The following is a 16,274-nucleotide window of genomic DNA, read 5'->3' on the forward strand; positions in this document are numbered from 1 at the left end:
CGAAATGCTGCTGAAATTTTACTAGATTAAATAGCTGCGTTAAATTTAATAGTAAGGCTTTATAATTTTAAAATTTCACGGAGCAGATCGGCAAATTTAAAATTTCATCTCTCTAGGTTTCGCCGAATCTATCATTTAAATTTATCGTCTAAATTTTATCCTTGTTTCATTAAATTTAAGAGTCCGTGTAAATTTAGAGAGTTTGGATTGAAGCATTTAGCAAGCAAGGGCTCGCTTGATGATACGGATGATAAAGAATAAATTTTTCGGGTTTAAACGCCCTTTTTTGCGTCATATATGAGGCAAAATAATACGGATGAGAAAGAGCAGAAAATACTCCGCTCTTTAAAATTTTAGTTGCCGCTTAGATCAAATTTATACGCAGCCTGCAACCATATCTCGTTCTCGTCGAACTTTCTATTTACGCCGCTAGCGTAGTGGTCGCTTCTTTCAAGCGCAGTGTAGGTTACGCCCAAGCTTAGCCCCTTAACGGCCTTAGGAGCGTAGTTTGCCGTTACCGCCCAGCCCTCTACGTCCATGCTGGTGCCGACCTTTTGGCCCGCAGCCCCGCTAGCATTGATATTATTCGTGCCGCCTACTCTATCCTGATCGCCCTTTACGTAGTGCAGCGCGGTTTTGAAGCCGTCCAAGCCGATAGCGCCAAAGTTGTAATCAAGCACGACCTTGTGCGTATCCATACCCGCGTATCCTGTGAATACGAACGGACCTCTGATAGGCAGAGCAGTGTATGATCCCGGGCCGTTGCCGACGCCCAAAATAACGGCATCGTCATCGCTAACGGTCGTATAGGCATACGATAGGCCGAATCCGAAAAACTCGCTAACCGAGACTCTTGCACCGAACATATCGCCATCAAGCCTTCTTGGCTCCAGCCCTCCGTCTACGCGCGAGCCTTTGTAGTTAAGATCAAATCCCAGCTTTAAAATTTCGCCTACGGGCACTTTTACATTCGCCTCGGCAAGATACAAGCTAACGTCGCCGTCTTTTAGCGCGTTAGCCGGTTTAACGTCCGTTACCGCTGCGTAAGCGCCGGTTAAAGTAGTATAAGGCAAGGATTTGTTTTGAACATATGCGGAGAAGATATTTTCAAATTTTACGGCGACCGGACCGGTCATATTACCCAGAATCACTCTATCTTTAAACAAAGGAGCCTTTCCTTCGCCGGCCGGAGCGCCCATAGCGGTTTTGCTCCTGCCTTGGAATTTATAAAACCATCCGCCCCACAATGTAGTATCTGGGATATCTTTATTGGATATCGCTACGCCCTCGAAAGCCTCTTTAAACGCCCTTGTATAGTTGCCAGCAACGAGCGGAGTAACGACATATTGTCTACCCGCCTTTATATCGGTATTTCCTATGCCGTATCCTAGGTATAATTCCGATAATACCGCACCTTTAGTATACCACTCCTTATCGTAGGCGATCTTATTGCTTGAGCCTACGTGATACGGCATCAACCAGCCCTGTCCGGTAAGCCCTATTCTAAAGCCGTAAAGAGGATCGGTGACATATCCAAGCTCAAGACCCACGCCGAATGCCTCGTAGTCGTTATCGCCCGTAGCGGCTTCGCCTCTATTATCTACGGTTTTATTGGCGTAAGTGGTCTTTACCGTTCCGCCAAACTTACCGTTAGTGATCGCCTCGGCTACGCTATCCGCCGCGCTTAGCGAGGACACCGCGCATGCGCAAACCGCCACAGCTAAACTTAGTTTGATGAGTTTCATTCGAAATCTCCTTTCATTAAAATAGAATTTAAATCGAAATTTTAATCTTGTATCAATATTTTTGAAATGAATTATATCATATTTACATCTCTACTCTAAAATTTCGACATTACTAAACCTATAATCGTAATTATGACACTCACCCAAATAGAAGCATTTACTATAAACCAAAGTACGCATTCGACATAGTGATATATTATTTTTGCCCTATTTGAGATTTTATATTCCTCATAAGGTTGCTTTATATTCGGCTTATCGGCAAGCATCTCTCTAAAAGCGCCAAAAAGAAATATCCACTCTAAATGCTTCTCAGAACAAGCCTGCAAGCTCCTTATACTCATCAACATAGCCAATACAAATAATCCCATATCTATATTAAAAATTTTTAACCCATATTCTTACATCTCTTTCCTTACGTATTAAAAATTTTAGAGCTATGGTTTATCAGACTCAAAGTCAAACTCTCCTTGTCGAAAGCAACACCTCCAAATTTATCAATAATCTCTTGATTTTGTCTGATCGATATGGTCATGCTGCCATTGTCTAATATATAATATCTTTCTATTTTAAAAAGCTTTAGAATTTGAAATATTAAAACAAAAGACATATTTATTAGCATAGCCGGTATATAGACTAAAGTATCAGCTATTTTTTCTGATATTTTCATATTAGACTTATTACCAATTTTTTCGCCGAATCTAGGCATATATGAGTATGTAATTTTTGTTTTTTCATCAACTCCAAATTCTAAAATTTTACAATTACCGGTAAAGTCTACATAATCGCATTCAATTCTTTTATTAAAAATTCTAATTTGTAAGTTATTTACCAGCATACCTCTTACCATTGCCAAATCTTTAAAAATTGAACCAAAAAATACACATATGCAAAGCGCTAACTCGCTTTTTCTAAGGGCATTATTAAAAAGGCTTTCTATAGGAAAAATACATCTAATAGCGAAGATTGACGCTAATATTAAAAAGAAAATTCTTATAGCCAATTCGCTTTTTAACAAATAGTCATTTTTTACTATTATCGGCTCCTTATCGTAGTCCCTCATGAAATCCCCATTTTTATAAAAAATATTCTGGCGCATTTTATCCGTTTCATTCTTACGGTATATTTAAAATTTAAAACCGCTTTGCTCTATCCAATTTTAGGGTCTTTTGCTACTCTAAATTTTAAAATTTCAGACTTACGGAAGCGGATAAATTTTAAAATTTTAAACCCGCAAAGGCTTGCTAAATTTTAAAATTTAAAGCAAGCAAAGCATGGACAGAATTCTAAAATTTTATAATTCTAAAATTCTATCCTACTTCGCCTTCTTTGCGCTGTCTTTGCTAGTAGTTGCGTTGGCGTCGATATAGCCCATCTGGGCGAGTTTTTCGTAGATTTGCATTATCACAGGTCCTGCCGCGCTTCCGCCTCCGCCGCCGTGTTCGACGAGCACTGTTACGGCGTATTGCGGCTTGTCGTACGGTCCAAAGCTAGTCATCCAGGCGTGCGAGCGGTGGAAGTAGTCCATATCGGCCTCTTTCATTCGCTTTTTGGTGGTCTGCGAGATGCCTACGACCTGCGCGGTGCCGGTCTTGACCGCTAGAGGCACTACTGCGGTATGGATGAGCTTGTAGGCGGTGCCTCCGTCCGGGTTGTTACCGACCTCATACATCCCGCGTCGCACGAGGGGTAGCTGCGCCTTTTCTTTCGGCGTGAAAAGCTCGGTAGGGGTAAATTCCACCAGCTTACCGTCGATGCTTTTTAAAAAATGCGGCGTGATAGCCTTGCCCGAGGCGATCTGCGCGGTGTTTTTCGCCACCTGCATAGGGGTGACGAGCACGTCGCCCTGGCCGATCGAGGCATTGACCGTCTCGCCCTGATACCACGGGCGCTTAAATTTCTGCATTTTCCAGGCCTTATTAGGCATCGTGCCTACAAACTCATTGGGCAGATCGACGCCCGTTTTGCTACCGAAACCCAGACGCTGCAGATACGCGGACATATAGTCGATCCCCACTAGCAGCGAGCCTTCGTAAAAATACACGTCGCAGCTGCCTTTAATCGCCTCTACTAGGCTCACGCGGCCGTGACCCCAGCTCTTCCAGCAGCGAAATTTACGCCCCCCTAGCTCTATCGCGCCGCTGCAAAACACGCTCCAGTTTTCGTTGATCTTACCGCTGTTTAAAAAGCTCATCCCTACAGCCATCTTGATGACCGAGCCCGGCGGATAGAGGCCGTTTACGAGCTTATTCGTAAACGGATGGCGCGGATCTTTTATCAGCTCGTCCCACTGCGCCTGCGAAATTCCGCCCACGAAGGTGTTTAGATCGTACTCTGGGAAGCTGCCCGCCGCGATAATAGCGCCGTCGCGCAGATCCATCACGATCGCTACGCCGTCTTTATCTTTAAAAATTTCCTCGAGGTATTTTTGCAGCTCAAGATCGATGGTAAGCGAAATTTCGCTGCTGCTAGGCTCTTGCATCGAGATCTCCTCTACGACCTGATTTAGCGCCGTAACCTTCGTCTTGCGCTCGCCCTTGCTGCCCTGCAAAAGCTCGTTATAATACCCCTCGACGCCGCTTCTGCCATTGTATCCGGTAAGCGCGCTTAGAGGGTTGTTTTGGATATCTTTTTTATTGGCGCGGCCGACGTAGCCGATGATGTGCGAAGCAAGCGCGCCGTAAGGGTAGAAGCGCTGTGAAGCGGGCGAAATTTTGATATTTTCGTGTAGGCTCAAGCTCGCGAAATGCTCTATCGTGGCGTTGTAGTCCAAAAACGGCACGACTTCGATAAAGTCTTGATTGTAAGCGGAATTCGCGTCCTTGTAGCTCTTGCTCATCGCGGTGACGTTGAGATCTTTGAAGTAGCGCGAGATATTATTCAGCTCGCTTTGCAGCGCGGCGTCTTTTAGGTGCGGCGCGATGGATAGCGAAAAGCCGAGATTATTTATCGCGAGCGGGCGGCCTTTGGCGTCTAAAATTTGACCGCGCACCGGCGGGATGTATTCGGTAGAGATGACATTGTTTTTGGCGACCTGCTCGTAGAATTCGTTTGATTTGATCGAAAGATAATAAATTCTAACCAAAAGCATGCTAAAAAATAGTATCACAAATACAAATACAAACTTCAGCCTCATACCAGCCGCCCCTTAAAAAAGAGCAGAGCAAGCAAAATTTCAATCACGATGTAATTTAAATACTCGCCGCTTAGGGGCAGATACTCGCTCTTTTTGATCGCAGAGATCGCGTTGCTCACCACAAAGACCAAAACATAGCTAATCATCACGTAAAAGCAGATCAAAAAATTTCTAAATTTAATATATTTAAATGAGTTTTCATAGACCACGAAATAAAATATACAATACGCGATAGCCACGCTAAATAGGTTAAATCCGTGGATCTGCTCGGCGCAAAACAGATAAAAAATAGAGAAAAACCAGGTAAAGCCGAACTTTTTAAATTTCACGTCGTTTTCGTATTTTTGCACCACCATCGCCGTGAAAAAAAATCCGATCAGCGGCGGCAGCCCCCTATATACCGCACTTAAAAGCAGGTAAAAAAGAACTCCCGCGCTAAAAAGCGTGTCCGCTATAACGTATATATAAGTGCGATTTCGTTGCATACCGGAAACTTTTTGCATTTAATACAATCGGCCCAAATTTTTTGCGCGGGCAGCTCGTCTTTTGGGATTTCGGTAAAACCCAGACGCTCGAAAAATTCCTTTTGATAGGTGAGCGTAAATACGCTTTTTAGCCCGTAAAATTTCGCTTCACCGAGCAGCTCGTTTACGATAGCTCTGGCAATGCCCCGCCTGCGAAACTGCGGAGCGACGATGAGCGAGCGCACCTCGGCAAGATCCGCGTTAAAAATTTTAAGCGAAGCAAAGCCCGCTAAAATTGCGGCTTCTTTTAGACACCGCGATTCGCAAGGCTGCGAATATTCGGTCTGAGAAACTCTCGCTTCTTGCGAATATTCGCTCCGTAAAATTTGCTCTTTGCCCGCTTGTGCGCGACCCATTTGAGATATGGCTTGCGCTGCGCTATTTCGTGGCGCGCTATTTTGAGACGTATCTCGTTGCGACGCGAAATTGCCGGCGGCATCTTCGGCGGAATTTTCGGAAGTAATTTCGGCAAAATTTTCGGCGGAGCTTTGGATTAAATTTAAATCCGAGCCGTGCGCTAAATTTAAATCAGAATTCTCGGCTAAATTTAAATCGGAATTTTGTTTAGAATCAAAACTCAAATTTTCCTTGGAATCAAAACTCCTATCCGCCTTAGAATCACAACCGAACGCCAGCACGTATGAGCGGATATTTGATGCGATCTCATCGCTTTCAAGCGGCAAGATCACGCCGTTTTGAACCTCCTCTTTTACGAGCTCTTGCATACGCGAAATGTCGCAAAGGCGCGCTTTTTTTAGCCGTATCATCTAAAATTTTCCCTAATCTTCGCGCAATTTTCGCGGTGCATTTTATATCCGCTAAATTTAATTATTTTGAAATTCTGCGCCGCGAAATTTTGAGTATTTAAATTTAGAAATTTCATAATCCAAACGCCCTGCGCACGATGATCTCGCGCGCTTTTTGCAGCCCGCCGCCCTTTAGCGTAGAGACCAAAATCGCCTGCGGATCGTGCCTCAAAAGCTTTGCGCGCTCGCTTTGGTTGAGCTTGTCGGCTTTGGTGTAGAGCCTCACGACCTTTTGATCGCCGCGCAGAAAACTAGCGAGATAGTTTTGCAAATTTTTATCTATCGCAAGATCAAACTGCCTCGCGTCGATGAGATGGACGAAAAGCTTGATATTTAGGCGTTCTTTGATAAATTCGTCGAGATTTTTTTGCCAGATATAATGCAGTTTTTTAGAAACCTTAGCGTATCCAAACCCCGGCAGATCCACGAAGATCAAAGAGATATTTTCCCCCAAGCTAGCAAGATCCGAAAAGGCGGGGTTGCCCGCTAAGCTTAGCGCGGATCTACCTGTAAAATTTAATTCGGAGTTTTGCGCGGAATTCGGCGCGAAACCCGCCGCAAGATCTGTCTCGCGATCCGATCTAAAATCCGCCGAGGCGCTTTTTAAATTTAAAACGAAATCTTGCTTTAAATTTCGCTCAGACGCCGCAGCCGCCGCGTGATCTTGCGCGCAATTTGCAGCCGAGCTTAAAGCCTCTTTGCTCACTAGATCGGGCGATGTTTCATTTTGCAAGCCGTCCGCGCTTGCGGCAAGCTTTTGTTTAAATTTAACTTCGAAAAAATTTATCAGCTGCGTTTTACCCGGCGTCGAGCTTGATTTAGCTAGATTTTTGCGCCCGGTAAGCGCGTTTATCAGGCTGCTTTTGCCGACGTTGGAACGCCCCAAAAACGCCACTTCGCTCATCGCAAACTCGGGCGCACCCGCGATATTTGCGGCGGAGGTGATAAACTGCGCACTGCTAGGATAGATCATTTGTTTTGATCTTCGACCTGAAAGATCAGACGCACGGGCTTTTTCTCGCCGCCGCCGCTTTTTACTTCGTAAGTACCCTTTTGGCGATTTACGATGATCTTATCGCCGTAAACCTCCTTTTTGGTCTCGGCCTCGTGCAGATAGGCGTTGTTTTCGAGCATGTAGGCCTCTATGGTCGGATCATAGGTCAGCACGCCGCCCTTGCCGTCGTAATGCTTCTGATTGAGCAAAATTTTAAAATTTGCATTTCCCGTCGCGACGTATTTGGTAGGCTGGCGCTTGGCGTCGAAGTAGATCGTCACTTTATCGGAATTTAGCGTATCATAAGCGCCCTTTTTGATGCGAACGTTGCCCGTCAGCACGCTGATCTGCTTGATCTCGTCGGCGAAAAAATTATCCGCCGTGACCTCGACCTGCTCCTGCGCGGCACTAAGAGTAGTCGCGCTAAAGCCCGCAATTAGCGCAGATGCGAGTATTAGTTTGTGGAGTTTTGATCTTTTATTAAATACCATGCGTGGATTCCTTTTGAGTTTGTTTGTTTGGTTTTAGTATCGTAGCTGATGCTTGCGCCCGTGATGCGGTCGCCGCCTTGGCGCAGCACGTACGGCACGTCGGAGCGGACGATCTTGCTGCTCGTATCGTAGATGATCTCTTGCGCAGTGTAATCAAAGCCTCTGCTATTTACATAGTGCGCGTCGCCGTTAAATTTTATCAGCTTGCCTGCGCGCGTCGCGGTCTTTGAAACCAAAGTGTGATTCATATCCGCACCAATCTCCTCGGCTTTAAAATTTACAAACTCGTCGCGATCCTTATAGCGAGTGCCGCCGTCCGCGGTAAATTTAGCATCCACGCGCTCGCCGATCTGATAATCGACGATCTTTTTCATCTCCATATTCGCAATGCTTAGATCCTGCCTAAACATATCGCTAAAATATGGCGTCTGCACGCTTAAAAACACCATCGCGACGCAAAAGATCGCAATCGCGACGTAGAAAATCTTTATCACCATCGCTCGGTCCTCTTTGATCTGCGCGGAATTTCGCCTCTTGCAGGCATTCTCACGCGCGCTTGCGAAACTACAGCCATTTGCTATTCCACTCTTCGCGCATGCCGTTTTTATCGACGAGCATTTCGATCATCTCGCGCACCGCGCCGCAGCCGCCGTTTTTGCTTAGCGCGACGTCCGCTTTTAGCGAGCTTAGCGCATCGGCGGGCTTGAAGCTGATCGCGACCGCATTTAAAAGCTTAGCATCGTTTATATCATCGCCGATCGCAGCGGCCTCATCGAAGCTTAGGTTAAAATTTTTTAAAATTTGCTCCGCCCTTGAGAGCTTGTCTTTTTCGCCTTGAAAGAGCGTATCGATCTTTAGCTCGCGCGCGCGGTTTGCGACGATTTGCGAGCTTTTGCCAGTGATGATCGCGACCTTTAGCCCCAGCCGCTGCCACTCCTGGATGCCGAACCCGTCTTTTACGTTAAATTTCTTCATCTCTTCGCCGCCGTTTGAATGGTACAGCCCGCCGTCGCTAAGGCAGCCATCTACGTCTAAAAATATGATCTTTATCACTTTGTTTTCCGTTTTTTGAAATTTTATGATTTTAACGAAATTTGGCTGAATTTTTGGCAAACGCCGTATAAATTTAAGCTGCGATCTTAGCCCTTAATCGGCACGTAGCCGCTATTTTGAAATCTTTGCATAATGCAGACATGTCAAAGTGTATCGTCGAATCTCAAACACTCGACTCGGTTAAATTTGCGTTTTATTCGGCCGTAAGACTGTGTAATGAAAGCCAATATAACACGACCGCAACGACGATTGCTACGACTACAGTAATGGCGAGATTTCTTGCCCTACACCTCGTTCTGTCTTTAATAAATTGAATCAAATTTGAGATAAAAACTATAATCGGGGTCATAAATACAACCGCCCTCATGACTTTAAGAATGATTTGTTCGTAATCTATAGAAGCAGGACTAAATATAAGCATAAATAAAGCTCCAGTGGGCGATAGAAGTGCACACAACGTCGCACCGTATATAATTAAAGATAGGATCCCGGCGATGGTTAAATCCATTTCCAGCCTCTGCCGATCTGCACCGCTATAGCTAGAGCGAAGCCCAAATATACAAACGATAACGCAAAGAAGCGGCGCTACATAGATAAATATACAAAAATTATCAAAGCAAAACGATAAAAAATCCATACATTTCCTTTCTTGCTACGCCAATGCGATTTGGTGTACAAATTTTATTTTACAAGCGGTAATTTTAAAAGCCGCAAACTAACTAAAATCACAACTGCCACGATCGGTGCCAATTTAACCTCTAATCGGCACGTAGCCGCTATTTTCGATGATACTTTGCCCCTGCGGCGAAAGGATCCAATCTATCAAGATGCGGATATTTTCGTTTTTGTTGTTTTCATCGTAAACCGCGTAAATTTCGGCTACGAGCGGGTATTTGCGGCTAGCGATATTTTCTTTGTTCGGATACGCGCCGTTTAGGCTAAGCATCTTCACGCCGCCGTTTTGCACGATCCCCTCGACGTAATAGCGAAACGAAAAGCCGATCGCACTGCCGAAAAAGCCCGTGATCTTGCGCTTAGGCTGCGTCTCGCCCATAAATTTTAAAAACGCGCTCTGGCTGCCGCTGCCTACGTTTCGCTGCACGGCATCTATTCGCATGCGCTCGCCGCCGAGCTGCGACCAGTCGCTATATTGCCCCGAATAAATTCCTCGCACCTGATCCACAGTTAAATTCGATACTTTATTATTTGTATTTACGATAAAGACGAACGCCTCCAGCCCGATCGGCACGAAGCGTAAATTTGCGCCCTTTTCTCGCGCGTAATCAAGCTGCTGCTTTGAAGGGGCGGCGACAAAGATCAGATCCGCCTCGCCATCGCTTATAGCCTTGTACGCGCCGCGAGTGTTGTTAAATTTAAGCCTACTAGCATTCGTGAAATTTTACCCGTCAAATTCCACGCTGTCCTTAGGATAGCTCGCCGCGACGAATGCCGAAAATACCGGATATAGCGCGGCTGCGCCGTCGATTATCGGCAGATCGCCGCTAAGTTTTAAGCCAGAGCTGGCGCGCACGATCTGCGAGCCCTGCTCAAACGGCAGAAATTTATGCAGCTCGATCGATTTAGCTTGCATCTCGGCGCTGCTTTGATTTACGTATCGCTTCACGACGAGGCTGTAAAACGCAAAATCGAAAGCCGCAAAGCTAAGCAGCAGCAAAATGGCGATAATTGCACGCTTCATCTTAGTTTCCGTTTGCGATATAGGAGATGATTGAGCATTTGCTCTGAAGATACAGCGCCGCCCCCATCAGTGCGCAAACGCTGATCGCCCACGCCGTAATTATTACGGCGATCGTTTTTTGAAAAATTTCATCGCTCATTTTATGCCTCACATATGCGCAAGCGCACGGTCAAGTAGCCATAAAAAGCCGGCTAAGACTGCCGAAAAAATTATGAATAAAAACGCGGAGAGGATCAGGAGATTTCTAATCTTTCTGCGGCGCTCGGGCGCGCTTTTAGCAGATTTAATAAATTTTACCAAATACACGATGAGGAAAATAAACGAAATTATCGGCAGCGCGATCAAAACCGAGATCGAGATAAATAGATCCGGCAGCCACTCAAAATATACCAGCGGAGTAAGGGTGCATAAAAACGCAACCGTCGAAATGATTAGAAATTTTCTATCTCTTTTATGGCGCTCCGGCTCGTCTTTTGATCTGATAAATTTAATCAAACACACGATAAGCCAAACAAAGCAGATCAAAAACAGCACATTTAAAATCTCCATAAGCGATCCGAAATTATTCATCTTTTACCTTTAAATTTTAATATGCAAAGCGGCATTTTAGCGCTCAGGCAGTGCGAAATTTCATATAGCATAGTTCGCGGCTCGCGCGGCGGGCGCAAATGCGCCGCCAGCATAAGCGATCTTAATAAAGCGGCGTGCTTTGCTCGAGCAATGGCGAAATTTTGCAAATTTCAAGCGGCGGCGAGAGTAAAATTTCAAACGCCGATAAAATTACAAAACCGCGAATTGCTAATGTTGCTAAATTTGGCGCGCATTTGCCGCTATAAAACGCCCTTAGTGCTAGGCACGCCGGCGCGCTCGTTGATACTTATCGCGCGGCGGAATGCGACGGCAAACGCCTTAAACGCGGCCTCTGAAACGTGGTGGAGATTTTCGCCGCGGATCTGGCTTAGATGCAGCGTTAAATTTGCGTTGAAAGCCAAAGCGCGGAAAAATTCTTCCACGAGCTCGGCGTCAAATTCGCCGATCTTACCGCGCTTTAGGCTCGGGCAATCAAATACCAAAAACGCGCGGTTGGAAAAATCAAGCGCGGCGCTTACGGCGGCTTCGTCCATCACGACGACGCTATCGCCGAAGCGTTCGATGTTTTGCGCGGGATAGATCGCCTCTTTGATCGCGCTTCCGAGCACGATGCCGCAGTCCTCGACGCTGTGGTGAAAATCAACCTGTAAATCGCCCTCGCAGCGCAAGCTCAGATCGATCCACGCGTGCTTGGCAAACGCGCTAAGCATATGATCGAAAAAACCGATGCCCGTTTGTATCTGCGCCGCGCCGCGCCCGTAAAGCTCCAGCTCAAGCTCGATTTTAGTCTCTTTCGTAGCCCTATTTTTGCTTATCATCGCGCAATCCTTAAAACTAAATTTTGTTTGAAATCTATCTAAATTTCACTAAATTTTGGTTAAAATTTCGGCCAGCTTTTCGGAATTTACGCTGCCGATCTGGCGCAGGTTCGCAATCTCGGCGCCCTCTTTAAAAAACAGAATCGTAGGCGGACCGAATACGTTGAAATGCGCTTTTATCGCCCTATTTTGCTCGCTATCTTCGCTAAGATCGATCTTTAAAAGGCTAAATTTATCAAGAGTGCCCGCAAGAGCGGGATCTGCGAACGCTCGCTCGCTCTGCTCGCAATTTTTACACCAGCTAGCCCAAAAATCCACTATCACGGGCTTTTTGGAATTTTCTATTTCGCCGCGCAGCTGCGCCAGATCGTGCACAAACGAAAAATGCGCGCCGCTTAAATTTTTAGCGCGAGAAATTTCACCCGCTTGCAAGCTCTCGCCGCCGGGGCCCTCCTCGAAATATCTCGCGCTTTGCGGGATTAGATTACCAAGCGGTCTGGAAAAATCTTTCGCGCCGCTGGCAAAGCCTGCGAGTAGCAGCGCCGAATATAGCGCGATTATAAGAGCCAAAGCGCGCTTTATCCCGCCCGCGCCGCCGTCAAACAGCCCTAAAAATCCTGCAAAGATCGCGCCTAAAACTGCGTAAATCAGCAGGCTTAAATTTTCGCCGATGAGCGCGCGCGAAATCCACACTGCCGTAAAAAGCAACAAAAAGCCGAAAATTTTAGGCACCGCCTCCATCCAAGCTCCGGGCCTAGGCAGTGCGCCGCCGAGCCCTACCACAAGCAGTAGCGCGCCGCTTCCGAGCCCCAGCGCAAAAAGAGCCGCCGCACCCAGCAGAACGTCGCCGCTGCCCGCGATGTAAACGAGCGCGCCTGCAAGCGGAGCGGAGATGCATGGCGATACGACGAGCGCCGAGATAAGCCCCATCGAAAAAACTCCGATCAGGCCGCCAGCATTTTCGCTTTTGCTATTTAAGAAGCTTTGAAAGCGCGCAGGCAGGCGGATCTCGTAAAATCCAAACATAGAAAACGCGAGCGCAGCGAATATGAGCGAGGTTAGGATCAGTGCGGGCGGAGTTTGCAGCAGGCCCTGTAAATTTTGCCCGAAAACCGCCACGAAAGCTCCTAAAATCGCATACGAGCTCGCCATCCCGAAAATATACGCGAGGCTTACGGCGAGGCTTTTTTTCGCGCTCGGCTTCGAGGAAGTTTTCGCCACGATGATCGACGAGAGGATCGGGATGAGCGGATAGACGCAAGGACTTAGCGAGAGCAGCACGCCGTAGCCGAAAAACAGCGCGATCGCCGCGATGAAGCTCTTGCCGCCGAGAATATTTAAAATTTTATCCTGCTCGGAGATGGAATTTACGCCGCGAGAAGTTTTTTGCGCGGAGGTTTCGTCGGAATTTACCGCAGCGTTTCCCGCCGAGCTTGCCGCGGAATTTCCCGCCGCGTGCGAGCTTACCTCAGAATTTGCCGCGGCGCCCGAGGCTGCGGTATTACTTTCAAAATTTAAATTCCCGCTCTGTGCGCTGTACGTGTCAGAAATATGCGCGGAATTTGCGCCTTTTCGATATCTTTTCAGCTCAGAGTTTGAAATTTTACCGATCTCATAGCCCTCCGCCGCACGCTTGAAGCTAAAGCCGAACTGCTGCGGCTGGTAGCAAAAACCCGATTTCGTGCAGCCCAGAAAATCGCCGTTAAGCACAAAATCATCGCTGTTCGGGGCATTTGCGAGCACGAGGCCTAAAGGCACGGCGATACTAAATTTGCCCTCGTAAATTTTATAATCTTTGTATTCGGTCGCGGCGGGCAGATTTATTAAATTCGTCACCTCCGCACTACCGATGAAAATTTTTATCTCGTTTTGATAGAGATAGATTCCGTCTGCGATATCAAAGCTTAGCGTTACGCTATCGCTTTGCGCCGTCGCGTCAAGCTTGAACGCGTCGGAAGGTTTTAAGGGCTCGGCACCTAAACCCAAGAGAAAAAATGCTACCAAAATCAGCGATCTGATCAAATTTTATCCTTTGAAATTTTTTCCTACATTCTAACGTAATAAGTATGAATTTATAGTGTAATCTAAAGAAGTTTTTTGTAAAATTCCTTAAAATTTTTAGGAGGCGATATGAGCAAAGAGATCAAAACCGAAACGGGCGAAATAGCGCTGAAAGAGATAGAATTTAAAAGCTCAAAGTATGAAAAAATCTCGTTCAAAGACTACGAAACGCTGCTTGAGAGATACCAGATCGAGCTTTTGAAGCTGCAAAAATTCGTAAAAGAAAAGGGGCTAAAAATTTTGATTTTGATGGAGGGGCGCGACGCGGCGGGCAAAGGCGGCACGATCAAGCGGTTATGCGAGCATCTAAACCCGCGCGGATGCCGCATTGTAGCGCTCGAAAAGCCAAGCAACGTCGAAAAGACGCAGTGGTACTTCCAGCGCTACGTCGCGCACCTACCCAGCGGCGGCGAGATCACGATATTTGACCGCAGCTGGTACAACCGCGCGATGGTCGAGCCGGTGATGGGCTTTTGCACCCACGCCGAGCATAAAGATTTCCTGCGCCAGGTGCCTAAATTTGAGGAGCTTTTGGTAAGTGCGGGGGTAATTTTGTTTAAATTTTACTTCTCAGTCTCCAAAGAGGAGCAAAAAAGGCGCTTTGAATCGCGCCGTACCGACCCGCTGAAGCAATACAAGCTTTCGCCGGTGGATGCGAGATCGCAGGAGCTGTGGAATCAATACACGCTCGCAAAATACTCGATGCTGCTCGCTTCAAATACCGAGTTTGCGCCGTGGACGATCCTTGATAGCAATGACAAAAAGATCGCGCGACTAAACGCCTTTCGCTGCATCCTCTCACGCATAGACTATCCCGAAAAGATCGATGCGAAAGAGCTTGCGGTGGATCCAAACCTCGTGCGAAACGGCGCCAGGGAGATAGTGCTAATGGAGGATAGCCAAAAAAGCGAGGCTTGGCGCAAGCTGGAAAGCCCCTCTCGCAAGAACAAGAAGGATAAGAAAAAGGGTTAAATTTTAAGAATTTGACGGAATTTACGATGCGGACCCAGCTTGGATTTGATTAAGGCGAGTTCTTGGAAAATATTTGGTGCAGTAAAAGTAGTGCGGGTCTTATTTTGCTTTAACCAAAGCTTCCGCGGCTCGGCTACATTTGCTTTTGATTAAAGTCCTAGTTTGCCGCCTCCTTTCATTAAAACTCTCGCTTGCACTTCTCCTGCTTTTTAATTAAAACTTGCAATTAAATTTTATTTCATCCGCTTCGCTAGCGCGCCAAATTTTATATCAAAATTTTAAAGACTACCGATAAAATTTTAAAAGCGATCAGGGTTAAATTTTAAGATCGTATATGCCGAGGTATAAAATTTAGAATCAAACCCAGCCGGTACCCGAGAAGCAGAAAGGCAAATCAAGATTTTAAAACGGGGGCTTGGCGACATTCATTCAAGCCTTATATCAAAGAATGCCACACACAGTCGCAGCGCAAGAAAGAGGCACTGGTGCTACGAGCGCGATCTGTATTTGCCGCTGGGAAACATAACAATATGCTCCCGAATGGCGCTCATTTTTTAAAATTTTTAAAAAATTTCTTCAAAAGCGCCTTGTAAAAGATCGCGAATTTCGACTCTTTTTTCTCATAAATCACGCGAAAGACGCCCTGTAGATCCAGCTTTTCTTGCAAAGTAATGTTTTGCACTCTACTCTCCTATAAGTTTTTTTATCTTATGCAGTACAAACGCAGCGTCGTCGCTATCGAGCTCGCACAACATCTGGCATATCGCGGTCGCGGCCTGCGGCTTGGTCGTGCCCAAGCGCCAGTCCTGATACGTCCGCATCGACACGCCTAACCTCTGCGCCATTGCGGCATGGGAGATCTTTTTGCCGTTGTTTTTGGCTTCGACGGCATTGTGCAAAATGTTGAATATATCGCTCGTTTCTAACATATGAAAATTATACAAATTTATTCGTTAATTATACATAAAATCGTATAAAATGAATAAAAATCGTGTTATTCATAAGTAAAAATAGCAAAACACTTCGTTTATCCGTGTGAATTATACAGAATACTGCATAAAATAAACATAAAATTTTATAAAATTTTGCAGGTATGGGGTGGAGGAAAAATATAGATTTGGAATGGGATTAGACTTGAAATTTAAACTTATAAAATAGTGGATTTTTAAAAATTTATAGAAATATCAAACAAGAAAGCTGAAATTTCCAAGGATTAAATAAAATTGATTGATAAAATAGCGTAAAAGCCAGGCGAAGAATAGTAAAACGAACCGGCATAACCACCGGTCCGTTTTAGCTTTTTAAATTTTGATTTTAAAAGCCCTACTCGCCTTTAAAACATAATCTCAAACCCTGCATTGATAGCTCCGCCTCTTGTTTTGCCTAC

Annotated in this window: 17 protein-coding genes and 2 pseudogenes; 1 reads left to right on the forward strand and 18 read right to left on the reverse strand. The window is 45.9% G+C overall.

Going from position 1 to position 16,274, the window contains the following annotated elements; translation table 11 throughout:
• Window positions 1-353: 353 nt before the first annotated feature.
• The 16 genes and pseudogenes from Q0438_RS03680 to dsbD form a co-directional block, all read right to left on the reverse strand.
• Window positions 354-1,745, reverse strand: coding sequence for an OprD family outer membrane porin (locus Q0438_RS03680; protein WP_299187493.1), 1,392 nt, complete (start codon window positions 1,743-1,745; stop codon window positions 354-356).
• 412 nt (window positions 1,746-2,157) lie between these two features.
• Window positions 2,158-2,805, reverse strand: coding sequence for a hypothetical protein (locus tag Q0438_RS03685; RefSeq protein WP_299187496.1), 648 nt, complete (start codon window positions 2,803-2,805; stop codon window positions 2,158-2,160).
• Window positions 2,806-3,057: 252 nt separating this feature from the next.
• Window positions 3,058-4,878, reverse strand: coding sequence for a penicillin-binding protein 2 (gene mrdA / locus Q0438_RS03690; protein ID WP_299187498.1), 1,821 nt, complete (start codon window positions 4,876-4,878; stop codon window positions 3,058-3,060).
• Entirely contained in the window at window positions 4,875-5,363 is a 489-nt protein-coding gene (locus Q0438_RS03695) for a hypothetical protein (RefSeq protein WP_299187500.1), read from the reverse strand. The genes mrdA and Q0438_RS03695 overlap by 4 nt, the downstream gene beginning before the upstream one ends.
• Window positions 5,330-6,169: a GNAT family N-acetyltransferase gene (locus tag Q0438_RS11125; protein ID WP_367178490.1), complete on the reverse strand. Its 840-nt coding sequence runs from the start codon at window positions 6,167-6,169 to the stop codon at window positions 5,330-5,332. The genes Q0438_RS03695 and Q0438_RS11125 overlap by 34 nt, the downstream gene beginning before the upstream one ends.
• Window positions 6,170-6,968: 799 nt before the next feature.
• Window positions 6,969-7,181 (reverse strand): annotated as a pseudogene (locus Q0438_RS11130) (GTPase); the annotation flags it as partial.
• Window positions 7,178-7,693, reverse strand: a complete 516-nt coding sequence (gene lptA / locus Q0438_RS03715) for a lipopolysaccharide transport periplasmic protein LptA (RefSeq protein ID WP_299187505.1) — start codon at window positions 7,691-7,693, stop codon at window positions 7,178-7,180. The gene lptA and the pseudogene Q0438_RS11130, both read right to left, overlap by 4 nt.
• Window positions 7,657-8,190 carry an LPS export ABC transporter periplasmic protein LptC gene (gene lptC, locus Q0438_RS03720; protein ID WP_299187507.1) on the reverse strand — a complete coding sequence of 178 codons (534 nt, stop codon included), beginning with the start codon at window positions 8,188-8,190 and terminating at the stop codon, window positions 7,657-7,659. Before lptC ends, lptA begins: the two co-directional genes overlap by 37 nt.
• A gap of 67 nt (window positions 8,191-8,257) precedes the next feature.
• Window positions 8,258-8,746 (reverse strand): HAD family hydrolase, encoded by a 489-nt coding sequence (locus Q0438_RS03725; protein ID WP_297961976.1) that lies wholly within the window; start codon window positions 8,744-8,746, stop codon window positions 8,258-8,260.
• A 193-nt stretch (window positions 8,747-8,939) separates the two neighbouring features.
• Window positions 8,940-9,383 (reverse strand): hypothetical protein, encoded by a 444-nt coding sequence (locus Q0438_RS03730; RefSeq protein ID WP_299187509.1) that lies wholly within the window; start codon window positions 9,381-9,383, stop codon window positions 8,940-8,942.
• A gap of 114 nt (window positions 9,384-9,497) precedes the next feature.
• A pseudogene (locus Q0438_RS03735) lies at window positions 9,498-10,109 on the reverse strand (PstS family phosphate ABC transporter substrate-binding protein); the annotation flags it as partial.
• Between the two features lie 36 nt (window positions 10,110-10,145).
• Complete coding sequence (locus Q0438_RS03740; protein ID WP_299187512.1) at window positions 10,146-10,445, reverse strand: hypothetical protein; 300 nt, start codon at window positions 10,443-10,445, stop codon at window positions 10,146-10,148.
• Window position 10,446: 1 nt separating this feature from the next.
• The gene (locus Q0438_RS03745) at window positions 10,447-10,584 is read right to left on the reverse strand and encodes a hypothetical protein (protein WP_299187515.1); all 138 of its coding nucleotides are present in this window, start codon (window positions 10,582-10,584) and stop codon (window positions 10,447-10,449) included.
• Window positions 10,585-10,592: 8 nt separating this feature from the next.
• Window positions 10,593-11,015 carry a hypothetical protein gene (locus tag Q0438_RS03750; protein WP_299187518.1) on the reverse strand — a complete coding sequence of 141 codons (423 nt, stop codon included), beginning with the start codon at window positions 11,013-11,015 and terminating at the stop codon, window positions 10,593-10,595.
• A 260-nt stretch (window positions 11,016-11,275) separates the two neighbouring features.
• Window positions 11,276-11,854: an imidazoleglycerol-phosphate dehydratase HisB gene (gene hisB, locus Q0438_RS03755; RefSeq protein ID WP_299187521.1), complete on the reverse strand. Its 579-nt coding sequence runs from the start codon at window positions 11,852-11,854 to the stop codon at window positions 11,276-11,278.
• A 48-nt stretch (window positions 11,855-11,902) separates the two neighbouring features.
• Window positions 11,903-13,876, reverse strand: a complete 1,974-nt coding sequence (gene dsbD, locus Q0438_RS03760) for a protein-disulfide reductase DsbD (RefSeq protein ID WP_299187523.1) — start codon at window positions 13,874-13,876, stop codon at window positions 11,903-11,905.
• 108 nt (window positions 13,877-13,984) lie between these two features.
• On the opposite strand from dsbD, the gene ppk2 reads away from it, so the two are divergent.
• The gene (gene ppk2, locus Q0438_RS03765) at window positions 13,985-14,887 is read left to right on the forward strand and encodes a polyphosphate kinase 2 (protein ID WP_299187524.1); all 903 of its coding nucleotides are present in this window, start codon (window positions 13,985-13,987) and stop codon (window positions 14,885-14,887) included.
• 547 nt (window positions 14,888-15,434) lie between these two features.
• Here ppk2 and Q0438_RS03770 read toward each other — a convergent pair.
• On the reverse strand, window positions 15,435-15,569 hold the full coding sequence (locus Q0438_RS03770) for a hypothetical protein (protein WP_005869088.1): 135 nt from the start codon (window positions 15,567-15,569) through the stop codon (window positions 15,435-15,437).
• Window position 15,570: 1 nt separating this feature from the next.
• On the reverse strand, window positions 15,571-15,816 hold the full coding sequence (locus Q0438_RS03775; RefSeq protein WP_040303199.1) for a helix-turn-helix transcriptional regulator: 246 nt from the start codon (window positions 15,814-15,816) through the stop codon (window positions 15,571-15,573).
• Window positions 15,817-16,274: the final 458 nt, after the last annotated feature.

Source organism: uncultured Campylobacter sp. (assembly GCF_938030785.1).
Taxonomy (GTDB): Bacteria; Campylobacterota; Campylobacteria; order Campylobacterales; family Campylobacteraceae; genus Campylobacter_B.

What these genes read in the sequence shown, in the direction of transcription:
- Q0438_RS03680 (WP_299187493.1), bottom strand. Translation starts at nt 1,745, where the DNA reads ATGAAACTCATCAAACTAAGTTTAGCTGTGGCGGTTTGCGCATGCGCG.
- Q0438_RS03685 (WP_299187496.1), bottom strand. Translation starts at nt 2,805, where the DNA reads ATGAGGGACTACGATAAGGAGCCGATAATAGTAAAAAATGACTATTTG.
- mrdA (WP_299187498.1), bottom strand. Translation starts at nt 4,878, where the DNA reads ATGAGGCTGAAGTTTGTATTTGTATTTGTGATACTATTTTTTAGCATG.
- Q0438_RS03695 (WP_299187500.1), bottom strand. Translation starts at nt 5,363, where the DNA reads ATGCAACGAAATCGCACTTATATATACGTTATAGCGGACACGCTTTTT.
- Q0438_RS11125 (WP_367178490.1), bottom strand. Translation starts at nt 6,169, where the DNA reads ATGATACGGCTAAAAAAAGCGCGCCTTTGCGACATTTCGCGTATGCAA.
- lptA (WP_299187505.1), bottom strand. Translation starts at nt 7,693, where the DNA reads ATGGTATTTAATAAAAGATCAAAACTCCACAAACTAATACTCGCATCT.
- lptC (WP_299187507.1), bottom strand. Translation starts at nt 8,190, where the DNA reads ATGGTGATAAAGATTTTCTACGTCGCGATTGCGATCTTTTGCGTCGCG.
- Q0438_RS03730 (WP_299187509.1), bottom strand. Translation starts at nt 9,383, where the DNA reads ATGGATTTTTTATCGTTTTGCTTTGATAATTTTTGTATATTTATCTAT.
- Q0438_RS03740 (WP_299187512.1), bottom strand. Translation starts at nt 10,445, where the DNA reads ATGAAGCGTGCAATTATCGCCATTTTGCTGCTGCTTAGCTTTGCGGCT.
- Q0438_RS03745 (WP_299187515.1), bottom strand. Translation starts at nt 10,584, where the DNA reads ATGAGCGATGAAATTTTTCAAAAAACGATCGCCGTAATAATTACGGCG.
- Q0438_RS03750 (WP_299187518.1), bottom strand. Translation starts at nt 11,015, where the DNA reads ATGAATAATTTCGGATCGCTTATGGAGATTTTAAATGTGCTGTTTTTG.
- hisB (WP_299187521.1), bottom strand. Translation starts at nt 11,854, where the DNA reads ATGATAAGCAAAAATAGGGCTACGAAAGAGACTAAAATCGAGCTTGAG.
- ppk2 (WP_299187524.1), top strand. Translation starts at nt 13,985, where the DNA reads ATGAGCAAAGAGATCAAAACCGAAACGGGCGAAATAGCGCTGAAAGAG.
- Q0438_RS03775 (WP_040303199.1), bottom strand. Translation starts at nt 15,816, where the DNA reads ATGTTAGAAACGAGCGATATATTCAACATTTTGCACAATGCCGTCGAA.